At 55.5% G+C, this 15,332-nt stretch carries 12 protein-coding genes and 1 pseudogene; all 13 read right to left on the bottom strand.

Annotated features, from left to right (window positions below; genetic code table 11):
- Position 1 precedes the first annotated feature (1 nt).
- The 13 genes and pseudogenes from CW305_RS05560 to CW305_RS05505 all read right to left on the bottom strand — a co-directional run bounded on the left by CW305_RS05560 (position 2) and on the right by CW305_RS05505 (position 15,266).
- Positions 2–1,180, bottom strand: a complete 1,179-nt coding sequence (locus CW305_RS05560) for a DegT/DnrJ/EryC1/StrS family aminotransferase (RefSeq protein ID WP_104097304.1) — start codon at positions 1,178–1,180, stop codon at positions 2–4.
- Between the two features lie 3 nt (positions 1,181–1,183).
- The gene (locus tag CW305_RS05555) at positions 1,184–1,804 is read right to left on the bottom strand and encodes an acetyltransferase (protein ID WP_104097303.1); all 621 of its coding nucleotides are present in this window, start codon (positions 1,802–1,804) and stop codon (positions 1,184–1,186) included.
- The gene (locus CW305_RS23665) at positions 1,801–2,430 is read right to left on the bottom strand and encodes a sugar transferase (protein ID WP_245890970.1); all 630 of its coding nucleotides are present in this window, start codon (positions 2,428–2,430) and stop codon (positions 1,801–1,803) included. The genes CW305_RS05555 and CW305_RS23665 overlap by 4 nt, the downstream gene beginning before the upstream one ends.
- Positions 2,431–2,556: 126 nt before the next feature.
- A pseudogene (locus CW305_RS23660) lies at positions 2,557–3,639 on the bottom strand (glycosyltransferase family 4 protein); the annotation flags it as partial.
- A gap of 3 nt (positions 3,640–3,642) precedes the next feature.
- Positions 3,643–4,773, bottom strand: a complete 1,131-nt coding sequence (gene wecB, locus CW305_RS05545) for a non-hydrolyzing UDP-N-acetylglucosamine 2-epimerase (RefSeq protein ID WP_104097426.1) — start codon at positions 4,771–4,773, stop codon at positions 3,643–3,645.
- Positions 4,774–4,792: 19 nt separating this feature from the next.
- Positions 4,793–5,911, bottom strand: a complete 1,119-nt coding sequence (gene wbjC / locus CW305_RS05540) for a UDP-2-acetamido-2,6-beta-L-arabino-hexul-4-ose reductase (protein ID WP_104097301.1) — start codon at positions 5,909–5,911, stop codon at positions 4,793–4,795.
- Positions 5,912–5,914: 3 nt separating this feature from the next.
- A complete protein-coding gene (locus tag CW305_RS05535) occupies positions 5,915–6,949 on the bottom strand; it encodes a polysaccharide biosynthesis protein (RefSeq protein ID WP_104097300.1) in 1,035 nt (344 codons plus the stop codon).
- Positions 6,950–6,974: 25 nt separating this feature from the next.
- On the bottom strand, positions 6,975–8,276 hold the full coding sequence (locus CW305_RS05530) for a hypothetical protein (protein WP_104097299.1): 1,302 nt from the start codon (positions 8,274–8,276) through the stop codon (positions 6,975–6,977).
- Position 8,277: 1 nt separating this feature from the next.
- On the bottom strand, positions 8,278–9,495 hold the full coding sequence (locus CW305_RS05525) for a glycosyltransferase family 4 protein (protein WP_104097298.1): 1,218 nt from the start codon (positions 9,493–9,495) through the stop codon (positions 8,278–8,280).
- Positions 9,492–10,712 (bottom strand): O-antigen translocase, encoded by a 1,221-nt coding sequence (locus CW305_RS05520; protein WP_281257250.1) that lies wholly within the window; start codon positions 10,710–10,712, stop codon positions 9,492–9,494. The genes CW305_RS05525 and CW305_RS05520 overlap by 4 nt, the downstream gene beginning before the upstream one ends.
- 120 nt (positions 10,713–10,832) lie before the next feature.
- The gene (locus CW305_RS05515) at positions 10,833–12,314 is read right to left on the bottom strand and encodes an MBL fold metallo-hydrolase RNA specificity domain-containing protein (protein WP_104097296.1); all 1,482 of its coding nucleotides are present in this window, start codon (positions 12,312–12,314) and stop codon (positions 10,833–10,835) included.
- Between the two features lie 130 nt (positions 12,315–12,444).
- The gene (locus CW305_RS05510; protein ID WP_104097295.1) at positions 12,445–13,725 is read right to left on the bottom strand and encodes a Wzz/FepE/Etk N-terminal domain-containing protein; all 1,281 of its coding nucleotides are present in this window, start codon (positions 13,723–13,725) and stop codon (positions 12,445–12,447) included.
- 260 nt (positions 13,726–13,985) lie between these two features.
- Positions 13,986–15,266, bottom strand: a complete 1,281-nt coding sequence (locus CW305_RS05505) for an LPS O-antigen chain length determinant protein WzzB (protein WP_104097294.1) — start codon at positions 15,264–15,266, stop codon at positions 13,986–13,988.
- Positions 15,267–15,332 lie beyond the last annotated feature (66 nt).

Here is a 15,332-nt window from a genome sequence, read left to right as displayed (position 1 = left end):
CTTATCGATCGACGGCAGCCTTCATGACTTCGGCAAGGACCGAACAAGTCTTATCAATTTCACCAGCTGTCAGCGTCGGGTGAACGAGGAACATCAGGCTAGTCTCGCCCAGCTCCTGTGCGACCGGAAAACGCTCTGCGGGGCGCCAACCGGTACCGTCAAAAGCCTTTTCCAGATAAACCTCGGAGCAGGAGCCAGAGAAACAGGGCACCCCTCGCGCGGATATCTCGCCAAGAACCCGATCCCTGTTCCAACCTGCTGCCAGCTCTGCCGGTTCCACAAATACGTAGCATTTGTAGCCCGCATGTGTGATGCCCTGAGGTACCTCGGGAACGCGCAGCCCTCTCAGGGCCTTGGCGGCTGCCCAGATACGCTCGCAATTGGACAGACGAGCCGCATGCCAGTCCGACATCCGCCGCAGCTGAATCCGGCCGATCACGGCCTGCACTTCCATCATTCGCCAATTGGTGCCAAAGCTTTCGTGCAGCCATCGGAAGCCCGGCGCATGTTCGCGCTCGTAGACTGCCTCCCAGCTCTTGCCGTGATCCTTGATCGACCACATCTTCGACCACAACTCCCGGTCATTCGTGGTGACCATCCCACCCTCACCGCCGGTAGTCATGATCTTGTCTTGGCAGAACGACCATGCACCTACGTGCCCTATCGAGCCGACCGAGCGCCCTTTGTAGCGCGCGCCATGGGCCTGGGCGCAGTCTTCGATGATTTTCAAGCCATGCTCGGCCGCCAACTCCATAATGGGATCCATATCGCAGGGCCAACCGGCGAGATGCACACAAATGACCGCACGCGTCCGCGGAGTGAGCACTGCGCGAACTGTTTCAACGGTTATGTTCTGCGAGTCGCGATCCACTTCGGCAAACACCGGCGTAGCCCCGGCGTTCACTATGCTCGATACCGAAGCCAGGAAAGTGCGTGGGGTCACGATGACCTCGTCACCCTCCCCGATACCCAACGCCTGCAGCGCCACGTCCAGCGCCACCGTGCCGTTGGCCAATGCAATCGCATGATTCGTTTCGGCCCATGCCGCAAATTCCTTTTCGAATTCGCGACACTCCTGGCCGGTCCAGTAGTTGACCTTGTTGGAAAGCACTACATTGCGGACGGCGTCTGCTTCCTCTTCGGTAAAGCTCGGCCAGGGAGCGAACGGTGTGTTAAGCATGAATCACCTCAATCTCTTTGCCGGTACGCCAGCGACCGTCACGTTATCCAGAACATCGCTGACCACTGCCGAGCCAGCCCCGACAACTACGCACCGCCCAATCTTCACCAATTGGCGCACGCTCGCACCAATACCTACCCAGCTCTCATCGCCAACCTGCACACCACCAGCCAGGCGAGCGCCAGGGCTGATGTGCGCGGCCGTGCCTAACACGCAATCATGATCGACACTGCAACCCGTATTGAGAATGACCCCCTGTTTGACATGGGCCGATGCATTCACCACCACCCCGGCAAAAACAACCGTGCCCGCTTCAATATTGGCATAGCGGCTAACGGTCGCGGCGGGATGAATCAAGGTCGTCAAGCGCCCGCCCGCGGACTGCAACTGGCGCAGCTTCTCGTAGCGAATCCGATTGTTGCCGATAGCAACAACGACGCCGTCGTAGTTAGCCAACCGTTCAACAAGAGCAGAGGTGCCTCCGACTACAGGCCACACACCGTTGTGTTGAAGATCAGGCCAGGCATCATCGAAAAAATCCACCGACTGCCAGCCACAACACTCGGCAGTGTCGGCAACCACCTTGCCATGCCCGCTGGCACCCAAGATGGCCAGGCGTTTCATGATTTGCTCCCGGTGAACTTACTCATAGTCGCCTCGCCTTCGGCGCTGATTCCGTCTCGCACCAGAACCCTTTTGACGGTGAGAAATAGAATCTGCAGATCCAGCAAAAATGACCGGTTATCCACATACCAGACATCTAGTTTGAACTTCTCGTCCCAGCTCAACGTATTACGGCCATTGACTTGAGCCCAGCCAGTCACGCCAGGGCGGGTCTCGTGGCGGCGATACTGCTCGGGACTGTAGAGCGGCAGGTACTCCATCAACAGCGGACGAGGACCGACCAGGCTCATATCGCCCTTGAGCACATTCCAGAGCTCCGGTAACTCGTCGAGGCTGGTCGAACGCAGGAACTGGCCGAACGGCGTCATCCGCTCTGAGTCCGGCAGCGGATTGCCTTGGACATCCATGGCGTCGCGCATGGTACGGAACTTGATCATCTCGAACGGCTTGCCATCCAGACCCGGACGCACCTGGCGGAACAGCACTGGCGAGCCGAGCTTACGGCGGATCTGCCAGGCGACGATGGCGATCACCGGAGAAAGCAGCAGCAGGCCGAGGGCGGAGGCGAATATATCGAACAGACGCTTGAGCGCCGGTAGTGAGCGGGTCTTCGGGCGGCACGCCATCTGAGTGAACAGCTCGCCAAAGCGGCTGGCGCCTACAGTCAGGGACAATCGCTGTTGGTAGAACGCTCGACTGTTCTCGGCCATCGTCCGGCGCTGCTGCGGGCTGGAATCATGCAGCGCCAGCGCCGCCTCGGCGATTGATTCTGGGTTCTCCGATTCGGCGCCCCGTCCGCAGCCACTCTCGCGCACCAGATCGGCGGCATCTCCGTCCACGGCCATCAGGATCGGCTTGCCCACCGCCATATAGGCCTGGGTCTTGGAGGGAATGGTGATGCTGAATAGCGGATCCTTGCGCAGGTGCACCAGCAGCGCGTCGGCGGCATCCAAGTAGCTGCCAACCTCCGCCATGGGCACGGCTGGCAGGAAAGTCACGTTCGTCAGTTGCTTCTGCACTGCCAGTTGCTGCAGGCGTTGCACCTCCACGCCGCCGCCTAGGAAGACGAAGGCGATATTTGCCGCTTGCTGCTGCAACAACTCTGCCGCCTGCAGCACGGCATCCAACGCCTGGGCCTTACCCATGTTGCCGGCGAACAGAATGCGGAACTTGTCCTTGCTAGGAAAGGAGGCGGTGAGCGCGCCCTGCGGCGCAGCTAGCGAGTCCTCTGCACACCAGTTGTAGATCACCTCGACCCTATGCTCCGGGACGCCTCGGTCGATCAGCAGGCGCTTGAAGCCGGGCGAGAGCACCACGATTTGATCGACCCGGCGATATACCCAGTCACAGACCCTGGATACAACTTTCAGGGCCTTCTCGTTGGAGAACATACCAGTGGCGCGCAGTGTGTCCGGCCACATGTCCTGAATGTCATACACCACCGGCACGCGACGGAACAGGCGAATCAGCGCAGCAGCGATACCCACGGTGAGGGGCGGATGGTAGGCGTAGATCACATCCGGGCGCTTGGCGCCGAACAGCCCATAGATCAGCGCGGCAGCTGCGAAACTGACATAGTTCAGCACGCGGCCCACCGCGCCCTGATCATGACTGGGATACAGCGGTACCCGCGTTACCCGAACGCCATCGATCACTTCACGCTGCAACAGCTTGAGTTTGTAACCGGGGTAAATCTTGCCGCCAGGATAGTTCGGAAAGCCGGTTAGGACTTCCACCTCGAAGCCTTGCCTGGCCAACTCACGGGCAAAAACCAGCCCCTTGAAGGTCGGCTCAGGGTCGAACCACTGCGTGATGAGGAGAACGCGGGTTGCCATGCCTCAGTACCTTTTCCAAACAGCCCGCATTACATAGTCGCGATAGCTGTGAAGAATACGCACCACCTTATCGGCCACGTTGGGCATGCTGTAATCGGCCACCAGCCGCAGGCTGCGTTCGTCGCCACGCGCCTGGCTCTCCAGAATCCGCAGGCCCTGCATTACGCGCTCAACCTCCAAGCCGACCATCATCGCCGCGGCTTCCTCCATGCCCTCCGGACGCTCGTGCGCTTCCCGAATGTTCAGCGCCGGGAAGTTGAGGATTGACGACTCCTCATTGATCGTGCCGCTATCAGACAGCACTGCCTTGGCAGTGAGTTGCAGCTTGTTGTAATCCTTGAAGCCCAGCGGCTTGAGCAGGCGAACATTGGCGTGGAACTGCACGCCCATCGCATCCACGCGCTTCTGGGTGCGCGGATGGGTAGAGACGATTACCGGGAAGCAATAGCCCGCAGCGACGGTATTCAGCACCTCAACCAGCTTGAGGAAGTTTTTGTCGGAGTCGACATTTTCTTCACGGTGCGCACTGACCACGAAAAACTTGCCGGCCTCAAGGCCTAGCCGTTCCAGCACATCGGAAGCCTCGATACCCTCGCGGTAATAATTCAGCACCTCGAACATCGGGCTGCCGGTCTTGATCACCATGTCCGGGGACAACCCTTCGCGCAGCAGATAATCGCGGGCAATAGTGCTGTAGGTCAGGTTGATATCGGCCGTGTGATCAACGATGCGGCGATTGATCTCTTCCGGCACGCGCATGTCGAAGCAACGGTTACCCGCTTCCATATGGAAGGTGGGAATCTTGCGGCGCTTGGCCGGGATCACAGCCATACAACTGTTCGTATCGCCCAGTACCAGAAGCGCTTCGGGCTGTACTTCAGCCAGCACTCGGTCCACAGCGATGATCACATTACCGATGGTTTCCGCACCGCTGGCACCTGCGGCATTGAGGAAATGATCCGGCTTGCGAATGCCCAGATCCTGGAAAAAGATTTCGTTCAGTTCGTAATCGTAGTTCTGGCCGGTATGCACCAGCACATGCTCGCAGCATTCATCCAGTTTGGCCATCACCCTCGACAGGCGAATGATTTCGGGGCGAGTACCTACTACGGTTACGACTCTCAGCTTCTTCATTGCGGTTTCCTGTTCGTACTCAGGCTTCGGTGCCGACTGGCCGAGCATAGGTATCGGGGTGTTCACGATCAAAGATTTCGTTAGCCCACAGCATCACGATCATCTCCTCCTCGCCTACGTTGGTGATGTCATGCGTCCAACCCGGGACAGTTTCGACGATTTCCGACCGCTCTCCGGTGGTGAACAGTTCGTAGAACTGACCAGTCAGGATATGCCGAAAACGGAAGCAGGCCTTGCCCTTGATGACCAGGAATTTTTCCGTCTTGGAATGATGGTAATGCCCACCACGAGTAATACCGGGATGAGCCGTAAAAAAGGAGAACTGCCCCGAATCTCTGGTTTTGAGCATTTCCACGAAGACGCCGCGTGGATCACCATACCTCGGCACCTCGTAGGTGAAGCGCTCGGGTGGCAGGTAGCTCAGATAAGTGGAATACAACGCTCTGATCAAACCTCCACCTACAGGCTCGGTGAGCATGGACTTGCGGCTATCACGGAAGGCATACAACTGCTCGGCCAGTTCGCCAACCGAAATGCTGTATTGCGGTTCAACACCGACGAAAGGCTTCCCGGCCAACTTGCCATCCATGATCGCAACGAACTGACTGATCACATCATCGATGTAGACGAGATTGATACGCGCGGCGGAATCATTGATCTGGATTGGCAGATCACGCGCGATGTTATGACAGAAGGTCGCCACTGCCGAGTTGTAATTTGGTCGCGCCCATTTTCCGAAAACATTGGGTAAGCGGAATAGATGAACCGGAGAACCCTGGGTGGATTGCAGCTCCAGTAACACCTGCTCAGCGTCCCGCTTGCTGCTGCCATAGAGGTTATTCAGCTCCGCTTGGCTGGAAGAGGTGTAAATCACCGGGATCTGTCGGCCACAGGACTTGATGGCTTCGCACAGCGTACGGGTCAAATCGGTGTTGCCGGCCTGGAATTCCAGTGGGTCTTGCGGGCGATTGACGCCGGCGAGATGAAAGATGCATTCCACCTGAGCAACCAGGCAAGGCAAATTTTCCAGCGAATCCTCACGAGTAAACCGCAGCACCTCGATGTCGGCGCGCTCGGCCAAGTGTGCGATGAGATTCTGGCCGACAAAACCATTAGCCCCCGTAATCAGAACCTTCATTCTTCACTCCTCGGGCGTTGCGTACTCACCGCGCTGGATAGCGCGCATGAACTCAAGCTTCAGCAGCAGCTGCTGCATCCCTGCTACATCCAAACGCTCGGTATTATGCGAGTTGTAGTCTTCGGTGCGGGAGATTTTCATTTCGCCCTGCTCAACGAACTTTGCGTAATTGAGGTCGCGCAGATCAGGCGGCACACGGAAGTACTTTCCCATATCCTCGGCGCAAGCCATTTCCTCGCGGCTGAGCAAGGCTTCATACAGCTTTTCGCCATGACGGGTACCAATCACCTGGATTGGATGATCAGGCTTCCTAACCAAGTCGGTTAATGCAAGCGCCAGCGTTTCCACGGTTGCGGCCGGCGCCTTCTGTACGAACAAGTCACCGTTGTTACCATGCTCGAAGGCATAAAGCACCAGATCTACCGCATCGGCCAGCGTCATCATGAAACGGGTCATGTTCGGATCGGTCAAGGTTAACGCCTTGCCAGCGCGGATCTGCTCAATGAAAAGAGGAATCACTGACCCACGGGACGCCATGACGTTGCCATAACGGGTACCGCAAATGACCGTTTTGCTCTCATCCACGTTGCGCGACTTGGCGACCATGACCTTTTCCATCATCGCCTTGGAAATACCCATGGCATTGATCGGGTAAACAGCCTTGTCGGTACTCAAGCACACCACACGCTTCACTTCGTTTTGGATCGCAGCTTCCAACACGTTCTCAGTGCCAAACACATTAGTCTTCACCGCCTCCATCGGATGAAACTCACAGGACGGAACCTGTTTGAGCGCCGCAGCGTGAAAAATGTAATCAACGCCACGAGTGGCATTCAACACACTTTGGTAGTCACGTACATCTCCGATATAGAATTTCAGCTTGGAACTGGCATAGCGCTTACGCATGTCGTCCTGCTTCTTCTCGTCACGGCTGAAGATACGAATTTCACAGATATCTGTATCAAGGAAACGTTTGAGAACGGCGTTCCCGAAAGAGCCTGTACCCCCAGTAATTAATAATACCTTTCCTTTGAACATAAACGACCTCGGATATTTCGATAAATTAGACTTCAGCTATCGTCTTTTCGCTTCGCCCTTGGCCTATCCATACAACCAGCCAGAACACAAATGCAAAATAGGAGTCCAGCGTCTGTGTCAGCTGATTATTAGCCGGCATATAGAGTATCGACAGACACAAGAGCAAAAATACCAGTCCACCAGCTTCGCTTCGCCATAAAACTGCGCTTTTCCAAGCATTTCCCCAGAGGAAGCTGAGCACAGCGATTACCAGCGGAACCATGGGAAAGCTCACATCGCTTGCGATCCAAGTAAACATGGTCGACCATTGGGCCTTATCACTCCAACCAGCCTGATCGACCTTATGAAGATAGCTGCGCTCATAGAGCGACTCATCAACGACCTTCGAAAACGTTGCAATCAGAAATGAAGAATGACCTAGGCCAAGAGTCGAAGTGAAGTCTTCTTTAAGAGCCAGCGACAAACCGTAATAGCCTTGGGCTAAATATGCGGAAAGCATTTCCGTTGTAAAGCTCAATTTACTGATAAACGGGTCATTTACTGACGTGCGCTGGGAGCAGACGACGCCCTCTGCAATGCAGAATTCTGAGTCTCCGCCCATTCGCGCCTCTTTGCGCTCGACGAAAAGCCCTATAGTTAAAAAGAACACCATAAGTAAAAACAGGGTCGAAGCGAGAATCTTGCCGAAGCCCAACGGAATACGTCCGTGTCGCACGACCGCTTGGCCACCAAGGATCAGGAAAGATACCAGTGAAATGACCAGCAGATCTCCCGTCTCGCGATCAGTGCCTCGCATCAAGGAAAATATTAAGATCGCCGCAATGTGGCCGAGCAACAGCAGGACGTCGAAAAAGCTCAGCGAACGCCAGTTCAGAATTGCAAATGGAATAACACAATAGACGAATGGCGCTGCCATGGCTCGCCCAAGTGCAACATAGCTACGAATGCCCGACTCATTTTGTTCTAGAGCATTAAGCATTTCGCGATAAGCTAAGCCCTGATCGCCCAAGGTATTAACCACCTCCCAAGGCCACTTGCCAGTGTATGCGTAGGTAGATGGAGCCAACAGGAAAATACTTAGTAAAACACCTAACCGAAAGAATCGTCGCCAGCCGGCAAGACTCCCACTTGGCGACTGGGCGTAAGAGCCGAGCATATAGCCGAGACAGAGCGCAACCAGCGTCACGAACAAAAAAAACAGAACTAAAACGTCATTCCTAATTGGCCACTCAAAGGGGCCAAAGAAGAATAATACAATAGTAAATAATAGATAGGCCACTCCCAGTTGGAGAGGGAGGAAGCGGAGACTGACCGATAGTTTTTGCACGCTATCGCTCCGACTGCTGTGCTTGCGCGATTAGCCGTGTGGCGACGTGCTCGACAACAAAGTGCGACTCCATGCACTGAGCGCCGCGGCTGCTCATCTTCGCGAGCCGCGCTTTGTCCGCCAATATCTGCTCGATACAGGCGTACAACCGGGAAGGACGCCCGGCCTCAACACTGACTCCCACGCCCTGCTCGACTAAAAAGTCACCATAATCCGTGCTTTTTTCCACCGAAGCGATAATCGGCAATCCTAGGCGCAGGTAGTCGATGGTTTTGGAAGGAAAACTGGGCACATCGACATCGCGTACAGTGCAAACCAGCGCGGCATCACAAGCTTGAGCAATTTCTAAATATTCGTCGCGCGGCACGCGAGCAATCCATGTGAGATTGCCGTGGCGCTCTTCGAGGTACGCCTTTACTAAGCTCTCCAAGGGACCACTACCCATTATTAAAAAATGGCTACTCGAGCCGCTCTGCACCGCGAGCCGGGCTACTTCTAGCAGGTCCTCCACACCACGCCCTTTGGCCAGCTGGCCGCCGAAAACTATTACCCGACGGTTAATCGGCAGACCGACACGCAACCGGACTTTGCGATGATCTACCGCCGCCAAGGGTACGTTCCTGCCCCAAATCGGCAAAATGTGTACCTGTTGCCAAGCACGAAGTGAGTAGTGTTTTTTAAGGTACGCTACATTGGCCGGCGACATGCAGCCAATGTGATCGAAAAAGCGAATCAGTTTGTTCTCAACCCATTTAGCTACCCGGAACATCATCCCGAGCGGCATCAGCCCTATTTGTTGTTGATGGTGCGGAAAGAAATCCCAAAGCACCATGTACGAAGGAATGCGCCACATAAAATGGTGCCAAAATATTGGAAGGGCCATTGTTACAGCAGGCGAGAACCCGATTAAAAGGTCTACGGGCTTGTACTTTACCTCCTTTCTTAAAATTTTGACGATTCGTAGCGATGAGCCTGTCCATTTAGCCAGCTGCGACAGTAGCGGCACCCTCGAACGCAGATTTAGCGGCGCAACGGAAATGACCCTGACACCCGTAGAAGTGACGAGACGACAGTCAGGCGCGCCCGCTTTCGCTGCCCAATCGAGATTAATCACCGTGACTGAGTGCCCCTGGCCTTGCAACGCGTCCGCCAACTCGTTGGTCAGCCAAGGATCATTTTCCGTTAGTGAAAATTTCGTGCACAACATGAAAATATTCACGACGCGCTCCTTTTCATCCAGAAGAACAACCCGAAGGCCATTACCAAAGTCAATGATAGATAAGTAAACAAGTGCGCATAAACAGGCGCCATCACGCCCTCACTGCCAAACATAATATTAAAAGCGCAGACCAATATTAAGCCTTGCAGAAGTTCGAAGACAATAGATACATGCACAGCGCCGCGGGCCATAAAAATATAGGAAATGGAAGCCGCCACAGTGCGAGCCACGTCGCCAGCCATTTGCGGCGCAAGGAGTTGTTTCATTGGCAGGAACGCATTAGAAAAAATCAAAGAAACGATGAAGTTGCGTAAAAAGTAAAAAACTATAAAACCAATAAGCAAAACAGCAACGAGCACTGATACACTAATGAGCCACTCATTGAATAATCGCTTCTTGTCTGAAGCAGCGGAGTAGCGAGGCATTACAAAGTGAAGCAACATAACACCGACGAATTGCATGTATACGTCGGAAAGCTTGACGACGCCCTGCCATAGTCCCGCCTGCTCCCAACCCAGCGTCCGCCCTATTACATCTCGGATGAACATTTGCGCAAGTGGCACGGAAAGCGCGCCAATCAACGTAACCAAAGAGAACATCATCAAATGCTTCATCCGCGCAGACGCGAACAACCAGTAGCTGCAAGCGAAAAGTTCACGGCGGCGTGTCACTAGGTAAACCAGCGCGGCCACACCGACCATGGCTGGCATTATCGCCACTGCGTAAGCCGCACCTACGAAGCCAACCGCCAGGGCTGCCAACACGATCAAGCCAGACCCGAGAACCGTACCGATAATATTAATCAACGCATATGTTCGCGTGTCGCCACGACTGCTCGCTTCGGCCAGTGGCAAATTGCCTACGGCAACTATCATCTGACTAAACCCTAGGGTTACAAATAGTAACGCACCGACACTTGGCATGAAGTACTCAGAAAGCACGCCGGAGAATGCGCAAAGCAGAAGAGCCGCACCCGCAGAGATAAGCACCGATAGCGTAGCAGCCGAGGCGAACCACGCTTTGCCTTCAGGCTCCGTAACTGGTGCCTTGGCCAATACTTTGATCAGCCCATTGCTGACACCACCGCCCGCCAGCATTCCTGCAATCGCTACGAGCGCCATCAATTGACCAAATAGGCCGAACCCTTCGGGACCCAAGCTCCATGCGAGTACTTTGATCACAAGCAGACCTGCGAGAATCCGAATAAAAATCGTCAAACCAAAATGTAGGCCTGCATTCAACCGGGTCAAATATGGTGCCTCATTAGTTTTCCTCTTCCGTTACGCACGTAAACAGACGAACGGCGCCCGCTCCACACGAACAGGCTCTCTGACTTATCATGAAGAAAAGGAATAAGCTGTAGAGCAATATCGGTCCAGCGCGATAGTCAACTCTCGTTTTGCTCTCTCCTCACCATGCACCACCCGTATCTCACTCGGCCACTCCTGCATCCCCGTCACAAATTTCAGCAATCCTTTCTGATCCGCATGAGCCGAGTAGCCTCCGATGCTCGTGATGCCGGCACGGATGTCGATTCGCTCGCCGTCGAGATCGACGTAGCCGTCTTTCGGGCCGTAGGTTTGAATTGCGTGACCTGGCGTGCCCTTGGCCTGGTAGCCGACGAAGAGCACGTTGTGCCTTTTATCGCCCAACATAGCTTTGAGGTAATTGACGATACGGCCGCCGCTACACATACCGCCTCCGGCTATGACGATAGCGGGTCGTGCGGTTTGGGTCAGGTGGTTGACGATGCGTTGATGGTCGCTGTGGCTGTCTATCGTGATCAATTGTTCGAAGGCCAGCGGGCGGCGGCCGGATTGGATGCGGTCGCGGGCTTCCTGATTCCAGAAGGGTTTTAGGCTTCGATAGGTCTCGGTGAAGCGGCTGGCGAGGGGTGAGTCGAGGATAACTGGGAGTTCGGGCCAGTTGGGTTCGGTGACCGGTTCCACATTGATGTTGTTTGCCTTGCCCCTCACCCCGGCCCTCTCCCCGGAGGGGAGAGGGGGTTGTGCGGTGTTGGGGCGGGCCGTGTTGATGATCTCTTCGAGTTCGTAGAGCAGTTCTTGGGTGCGGCCGATGCTAAATGCGGGGATGAGGACGGTGCCATGGTCTTCGAGGGCTTGCTCGATGACGGCTTCGAGTCGCTTTCGGCGGTTCTGCCGGTCTTCGTGGAGGCGGTCGCCGTAGGTGCTTTCCAGCACAAGGATGTCTGCTCGTTCGGGCGACTTGGGCGGCATGAGCAACGGTGCGTGCGGCGCGCCAAGGTCGCCGGAGAAAACGACGCGTATGTTCTCACCGGTGGCGGGATAGGTAAGGTCTATTTCGACATAGGCGGAGCCGAGCACATGGCCTGCGCGCTGTAACCGTATACGCGCCACGAGCTGGCTGGTCTCCAGCAATGTGAGCCATTGCTGATAAGGCAAGGGCCGCAAGCGCTGTTCGACCAGCCTGAGGTAACGCTCAATATCGTTCTGGTCACGGCTGAAGCCCAGCTTGAAAGCATCTTCAAGGACGATAGGCAGCAATTTGGCCGAAGGCTCGCTGCAGTAAATCGGGCCTTTGAAGCCGGCAGCTAGGAGGTAGGGAATCCGTCCCACATGGTCGATATGCACATGCGTGATGACGAGCGCCTGGATGGTCGCCAAGGAGAACTCGATATCCAGCCGTCCTGTAGCAGCACGACCATCGCTCGAAGTCTCGTTACCCTGGAACAGGCCGCAATCGACCAGCAAGCTATGGCTCGCGTCCATGTGTAGCTGATGACAGGAACCGGTTACGCCATCCTTAGCGCCGTGGTGTTCGATATCTGGATAGCGCACGGTTATTCCTTTAACGATGTCAACCAACGCCTCGCGACATGCTAGTCACGAGCCACCTTAAAAAATAGGCGGGAATACTACCGTCTTTCGGGGCCGTTGAGGTCTCAACGGCACGCCGGCGGATGGATGGTCAGATCGCGGCAACCGGACGGCGAAGGTTGCGCACCAGCGCGACGAACACTCCGAGCATGCCGCCCAATACCAGCGCGAGAGCCACGATCAAAGCCTTCTTGGGCTTGATGGGCTGACGGGGCTCAACTGCTCGTTGATCGATGGCGACCAGCTTGAGCGAACCAGCATCAAACTGCAGGGAGCGCAGCCTCGCTGCTTCCTCGCGCCAACCGGCCAGGTCTTTCAGGAACAGGTCTTCGTTCTCTCGACTTTGTAAGACCTCGATCTGGCGGTTGTGTTCAAGCAGCTTCAGCTCCCGGGCAATCTGTGCAATGCGCGGCTCGGTGAAGTCGTCTGAGCGACGAGCCAAGAGCGCCTTACGCTCGGCTTCCAACGCTTCGCTACCCATGAAATACAAAGGAATCTGCTGGTTGTTGACCTCGGTACGTATCACGCTGCCTTGGCTCGTGATCTCAGGCGCTCCAAGGGACGAAGGTGTGGTGGGTTTGCTTATACCCAGCGAAGTCGCGATTCGAATCGCTTCGTTGAGCTGGTTGATGCGGTTATCGCGACGCGTCCGGAGCTGCTGGCGCAGAGCAGCCAACTCATCATTCAACTCTGCACGCTTGAGCGCATCAGCCTCGGTCAGTTTGGCGATCTTGATTTCCTTGCTGGCCTCATAGCTGGCACGAGCAGCAGCAATCTTCTTGTCAAGCTGACTAAGCCGGTTGCCGATAAGAGTATCCAGATCAGCCGCTATCTCCTTTTGGACGTTAATCAGGGAGAAATTCACAAAGCTGTTGACGATCTCAACCCCATCCAGCGCTTCAGGATAGGTGAGCTGGAGGCCGACATACGGGGACGTCCCCTCGGGCTTCTTTGGATCTGGTTGCAGCAACTTGAAGGCCTCATCGTTGAAGGCTTCAAAGGTCTGCTCAAGTGTTCGCCCAGGCTGGGCCAGATCAGCGAAAAGCTGGGGATGCTGACGGAAGAAAGCTAGCCGATTCTCGTACGAGTCAAGCGTCGCCCCGACTTGAGCCAGCGCTTGTTTCGGCGACAACTTGTAGATACCAAGATGATTCAACTCATCGAGGTCTTTGATGGCGGCCGGTCGTAGCACGCTTTGAACGGTGTAATAACGAGGCGCCAGCATGGCGTAGAGCAACCCGACGAGCGTGCACACCACAGCTACGCCGCCAATCAGGAACTTTTGCTTCCACAAAGAGCGAAAGAGCTGGATCAGGTCAATTTCATCAGGCGTTGCCGAAGCAAGGACTTGCGGAGGAGTTACTGCGTTCACTTGAGGTCCGTCTCGCTGAATGCGGCGACGCAGAGCGCGCGCCAGGGGCTATACCGCAAGCAAACGGAAAAGTTCCGTCATGCTGCGGGCCGTCATTTTGCCAGCCAGTTCACAAAAAACAAGTGACGCGCATCAATTTAATTTGGCGATTGTGGGCGCCTATAACGTCCTGCTAGATGCCGGCCGATCTTCAGTTACGCTGCCAGGCAAAGCGTTCAACGCCTTGCCTGGCTCTTCGCAGAAAAAAGGGACGCGGCAATTTACGACGTCGATGGGGCTTGCAGCTCGCGGCCGCGATTCGCAAGGCTGCGTACCAAAGCGGCGAATACGCCAAGCATGCCGCCAAGCACAAAGCCCAGTGCGAGAATCAGGGCTTTCTTGGGTTTGATTGGCTTGGACGAATCCAGCGCAGGCTGATCCAGGCGCACAAGCCGCAACCGATCGGTATCGAGTTTGATTCCCTTCAAACGGGCGGCCTCTTCGCGCAACTCAGCGAGATTGGTCAGGTATAGGTCTTCACCCTCTCGCTCTCTGAGAATTTCCACTTCGCGATTGTTTTCTAGCATTGCGAGCTCGGATTGGATCTCGGCGATTCGAGGCTCCATGAAGTCATCCGACTTGCGACTCGCGAGGGCATCACGCTCCGCGGATAGTGCTTCTGTTCCCATGAAATACAGCGGGGTTTCCCGACTGTTTACCTCCGTCCGAATAACTTGCGCGCCGCCTCTGGCCAAGTCGGACATTGCAGACGGGCTTGTTGGCTTACGAATACTCAACGACTCGGCTATGGATATCGCCTCAGTCAACTCCTGAATTCGGTTGTTCCGTCGAGTTTTGAGTTCCTCACGCAGAACAGCGAGCTCGTCCTGAAGCTGGGCCCGCTTCAGCGCGTTCTCTTCGAGCAGGGACGCGATCTTCGCCTCCTTGGACGCTTCGTAGTTTGCACGCTGCGCCTCAATGTTCATCTCAAGGCTGGCCAGACGATTGTTGACCAGGCTTTCCACATCCTCAGCGATTTCGCGGCGCTCCAGCTCCAACACATAAGCGACAAAGCCATTGACTACCGAAGCACCGGCGACCCCCTCAGGGTAAGTCAGCCTCAGACCCACGAAGGCGCTGCGGTTCTCCGTACGCTTCGGATCAGGGAACAGCATCTCAAACGCCTCTTCATTGAACTCAGCGAACGCCTGCTCCAATTGCTCGCCCCGCTCGGTGAGATTCGGAAACAGCTCCGGATTGTTCATGAAGAACTCCAGACGGTTGTCATAAGACGACAGGCCGCCTGCTACACGATTGATGGCCTCTTCTGGAGTGAGCTTGTAGATGCCCGTTTCATTGAGCTGGTCCAGATTGCTCTGCGGCACTGGACGAAGATAAGTTCGAACTTGAAAGTATGGCGTCGCCAGGAAGGCATACAGGGCCGCCAGCACTGTGGTGAGAAGCGTGACGCCGATGATTAGAATCTTCTGGCGCCAAAGCGCGCGGAACAGCTCGACCAGGTCGATCTCATCGTTGGGCGAAGTAGGTTGCTGCACGGTCATCCGAAATCCTTGTTATGTGTGCTCTTCACTGCGGAGCAAGCGAACCGGATTTTGTACGTACAAACC

The sequence above is a fragment of the Stutzerimonas kunmingensis genome, from assembly GCF_002929225.1.
Taxonomy (GTDB): domain Bacteria; phylum Pseudomonadota; class Gammaproteobacteria; order Pseudomonadales; family Pseudomonadaceae; genus Stutzerimonas.
This window is presented reverse-complemented; position numbering and strand designations above follow the sequence as displayed.

Bases quoted from the DNA above. Each gene is read 5' to 3' on its own strand.
- CW305_RS05560 (WP_104097304.1), bottom strand. From the start codon at position 1,180: ATGCTTAACACACCGTTCGCTCCCTGGCCGAGCTTTACCGAAGAGGAA.
- CW305_RS05555 (WP_104097303.1), bottom strand. From the start codon at position 1,804: ATGAAACGCCTGGCCATCTTGGGTGCCAGCGGGCATGGCAAGGTGGTT.
- CW305_RS23665 (WP_245890970.1), bottom strand. From the start codon at position 2,430: ATGGCGTGCCGCCCGAAGACCCGCTCACTACCGGCGCTCAAGCGTCTG.
- wecB (WP_104097426.1), bottom strand. From the start codon at position 4,773: ATGAAGAAGCTGAGAGTCGTAACCGTAGTAGGTACTCGCCCCGAAATC.
- wbjC (WP_104097301.1), bottom strand. From the start codon at position 5,911: ATGAAGGTTCTGATTACGGGGGCTAATGGTTTTGTCGGCCAGAATCTC.
- CW305_RS05535 (WP_104097300.1), bottom strand. From the start codon at position 6,949: ATGTTCAAAGGAAAGGTATTATTAATTACTGGGGGTACAGGCTCTTTC.
- CW305_RS05505 (WP_104097294.1), bottom strand. From the start codon at position 15,266: ATGACCGTGCAGCAACCTACTTCGCCCAACGATGAGATCGACCTGGTC.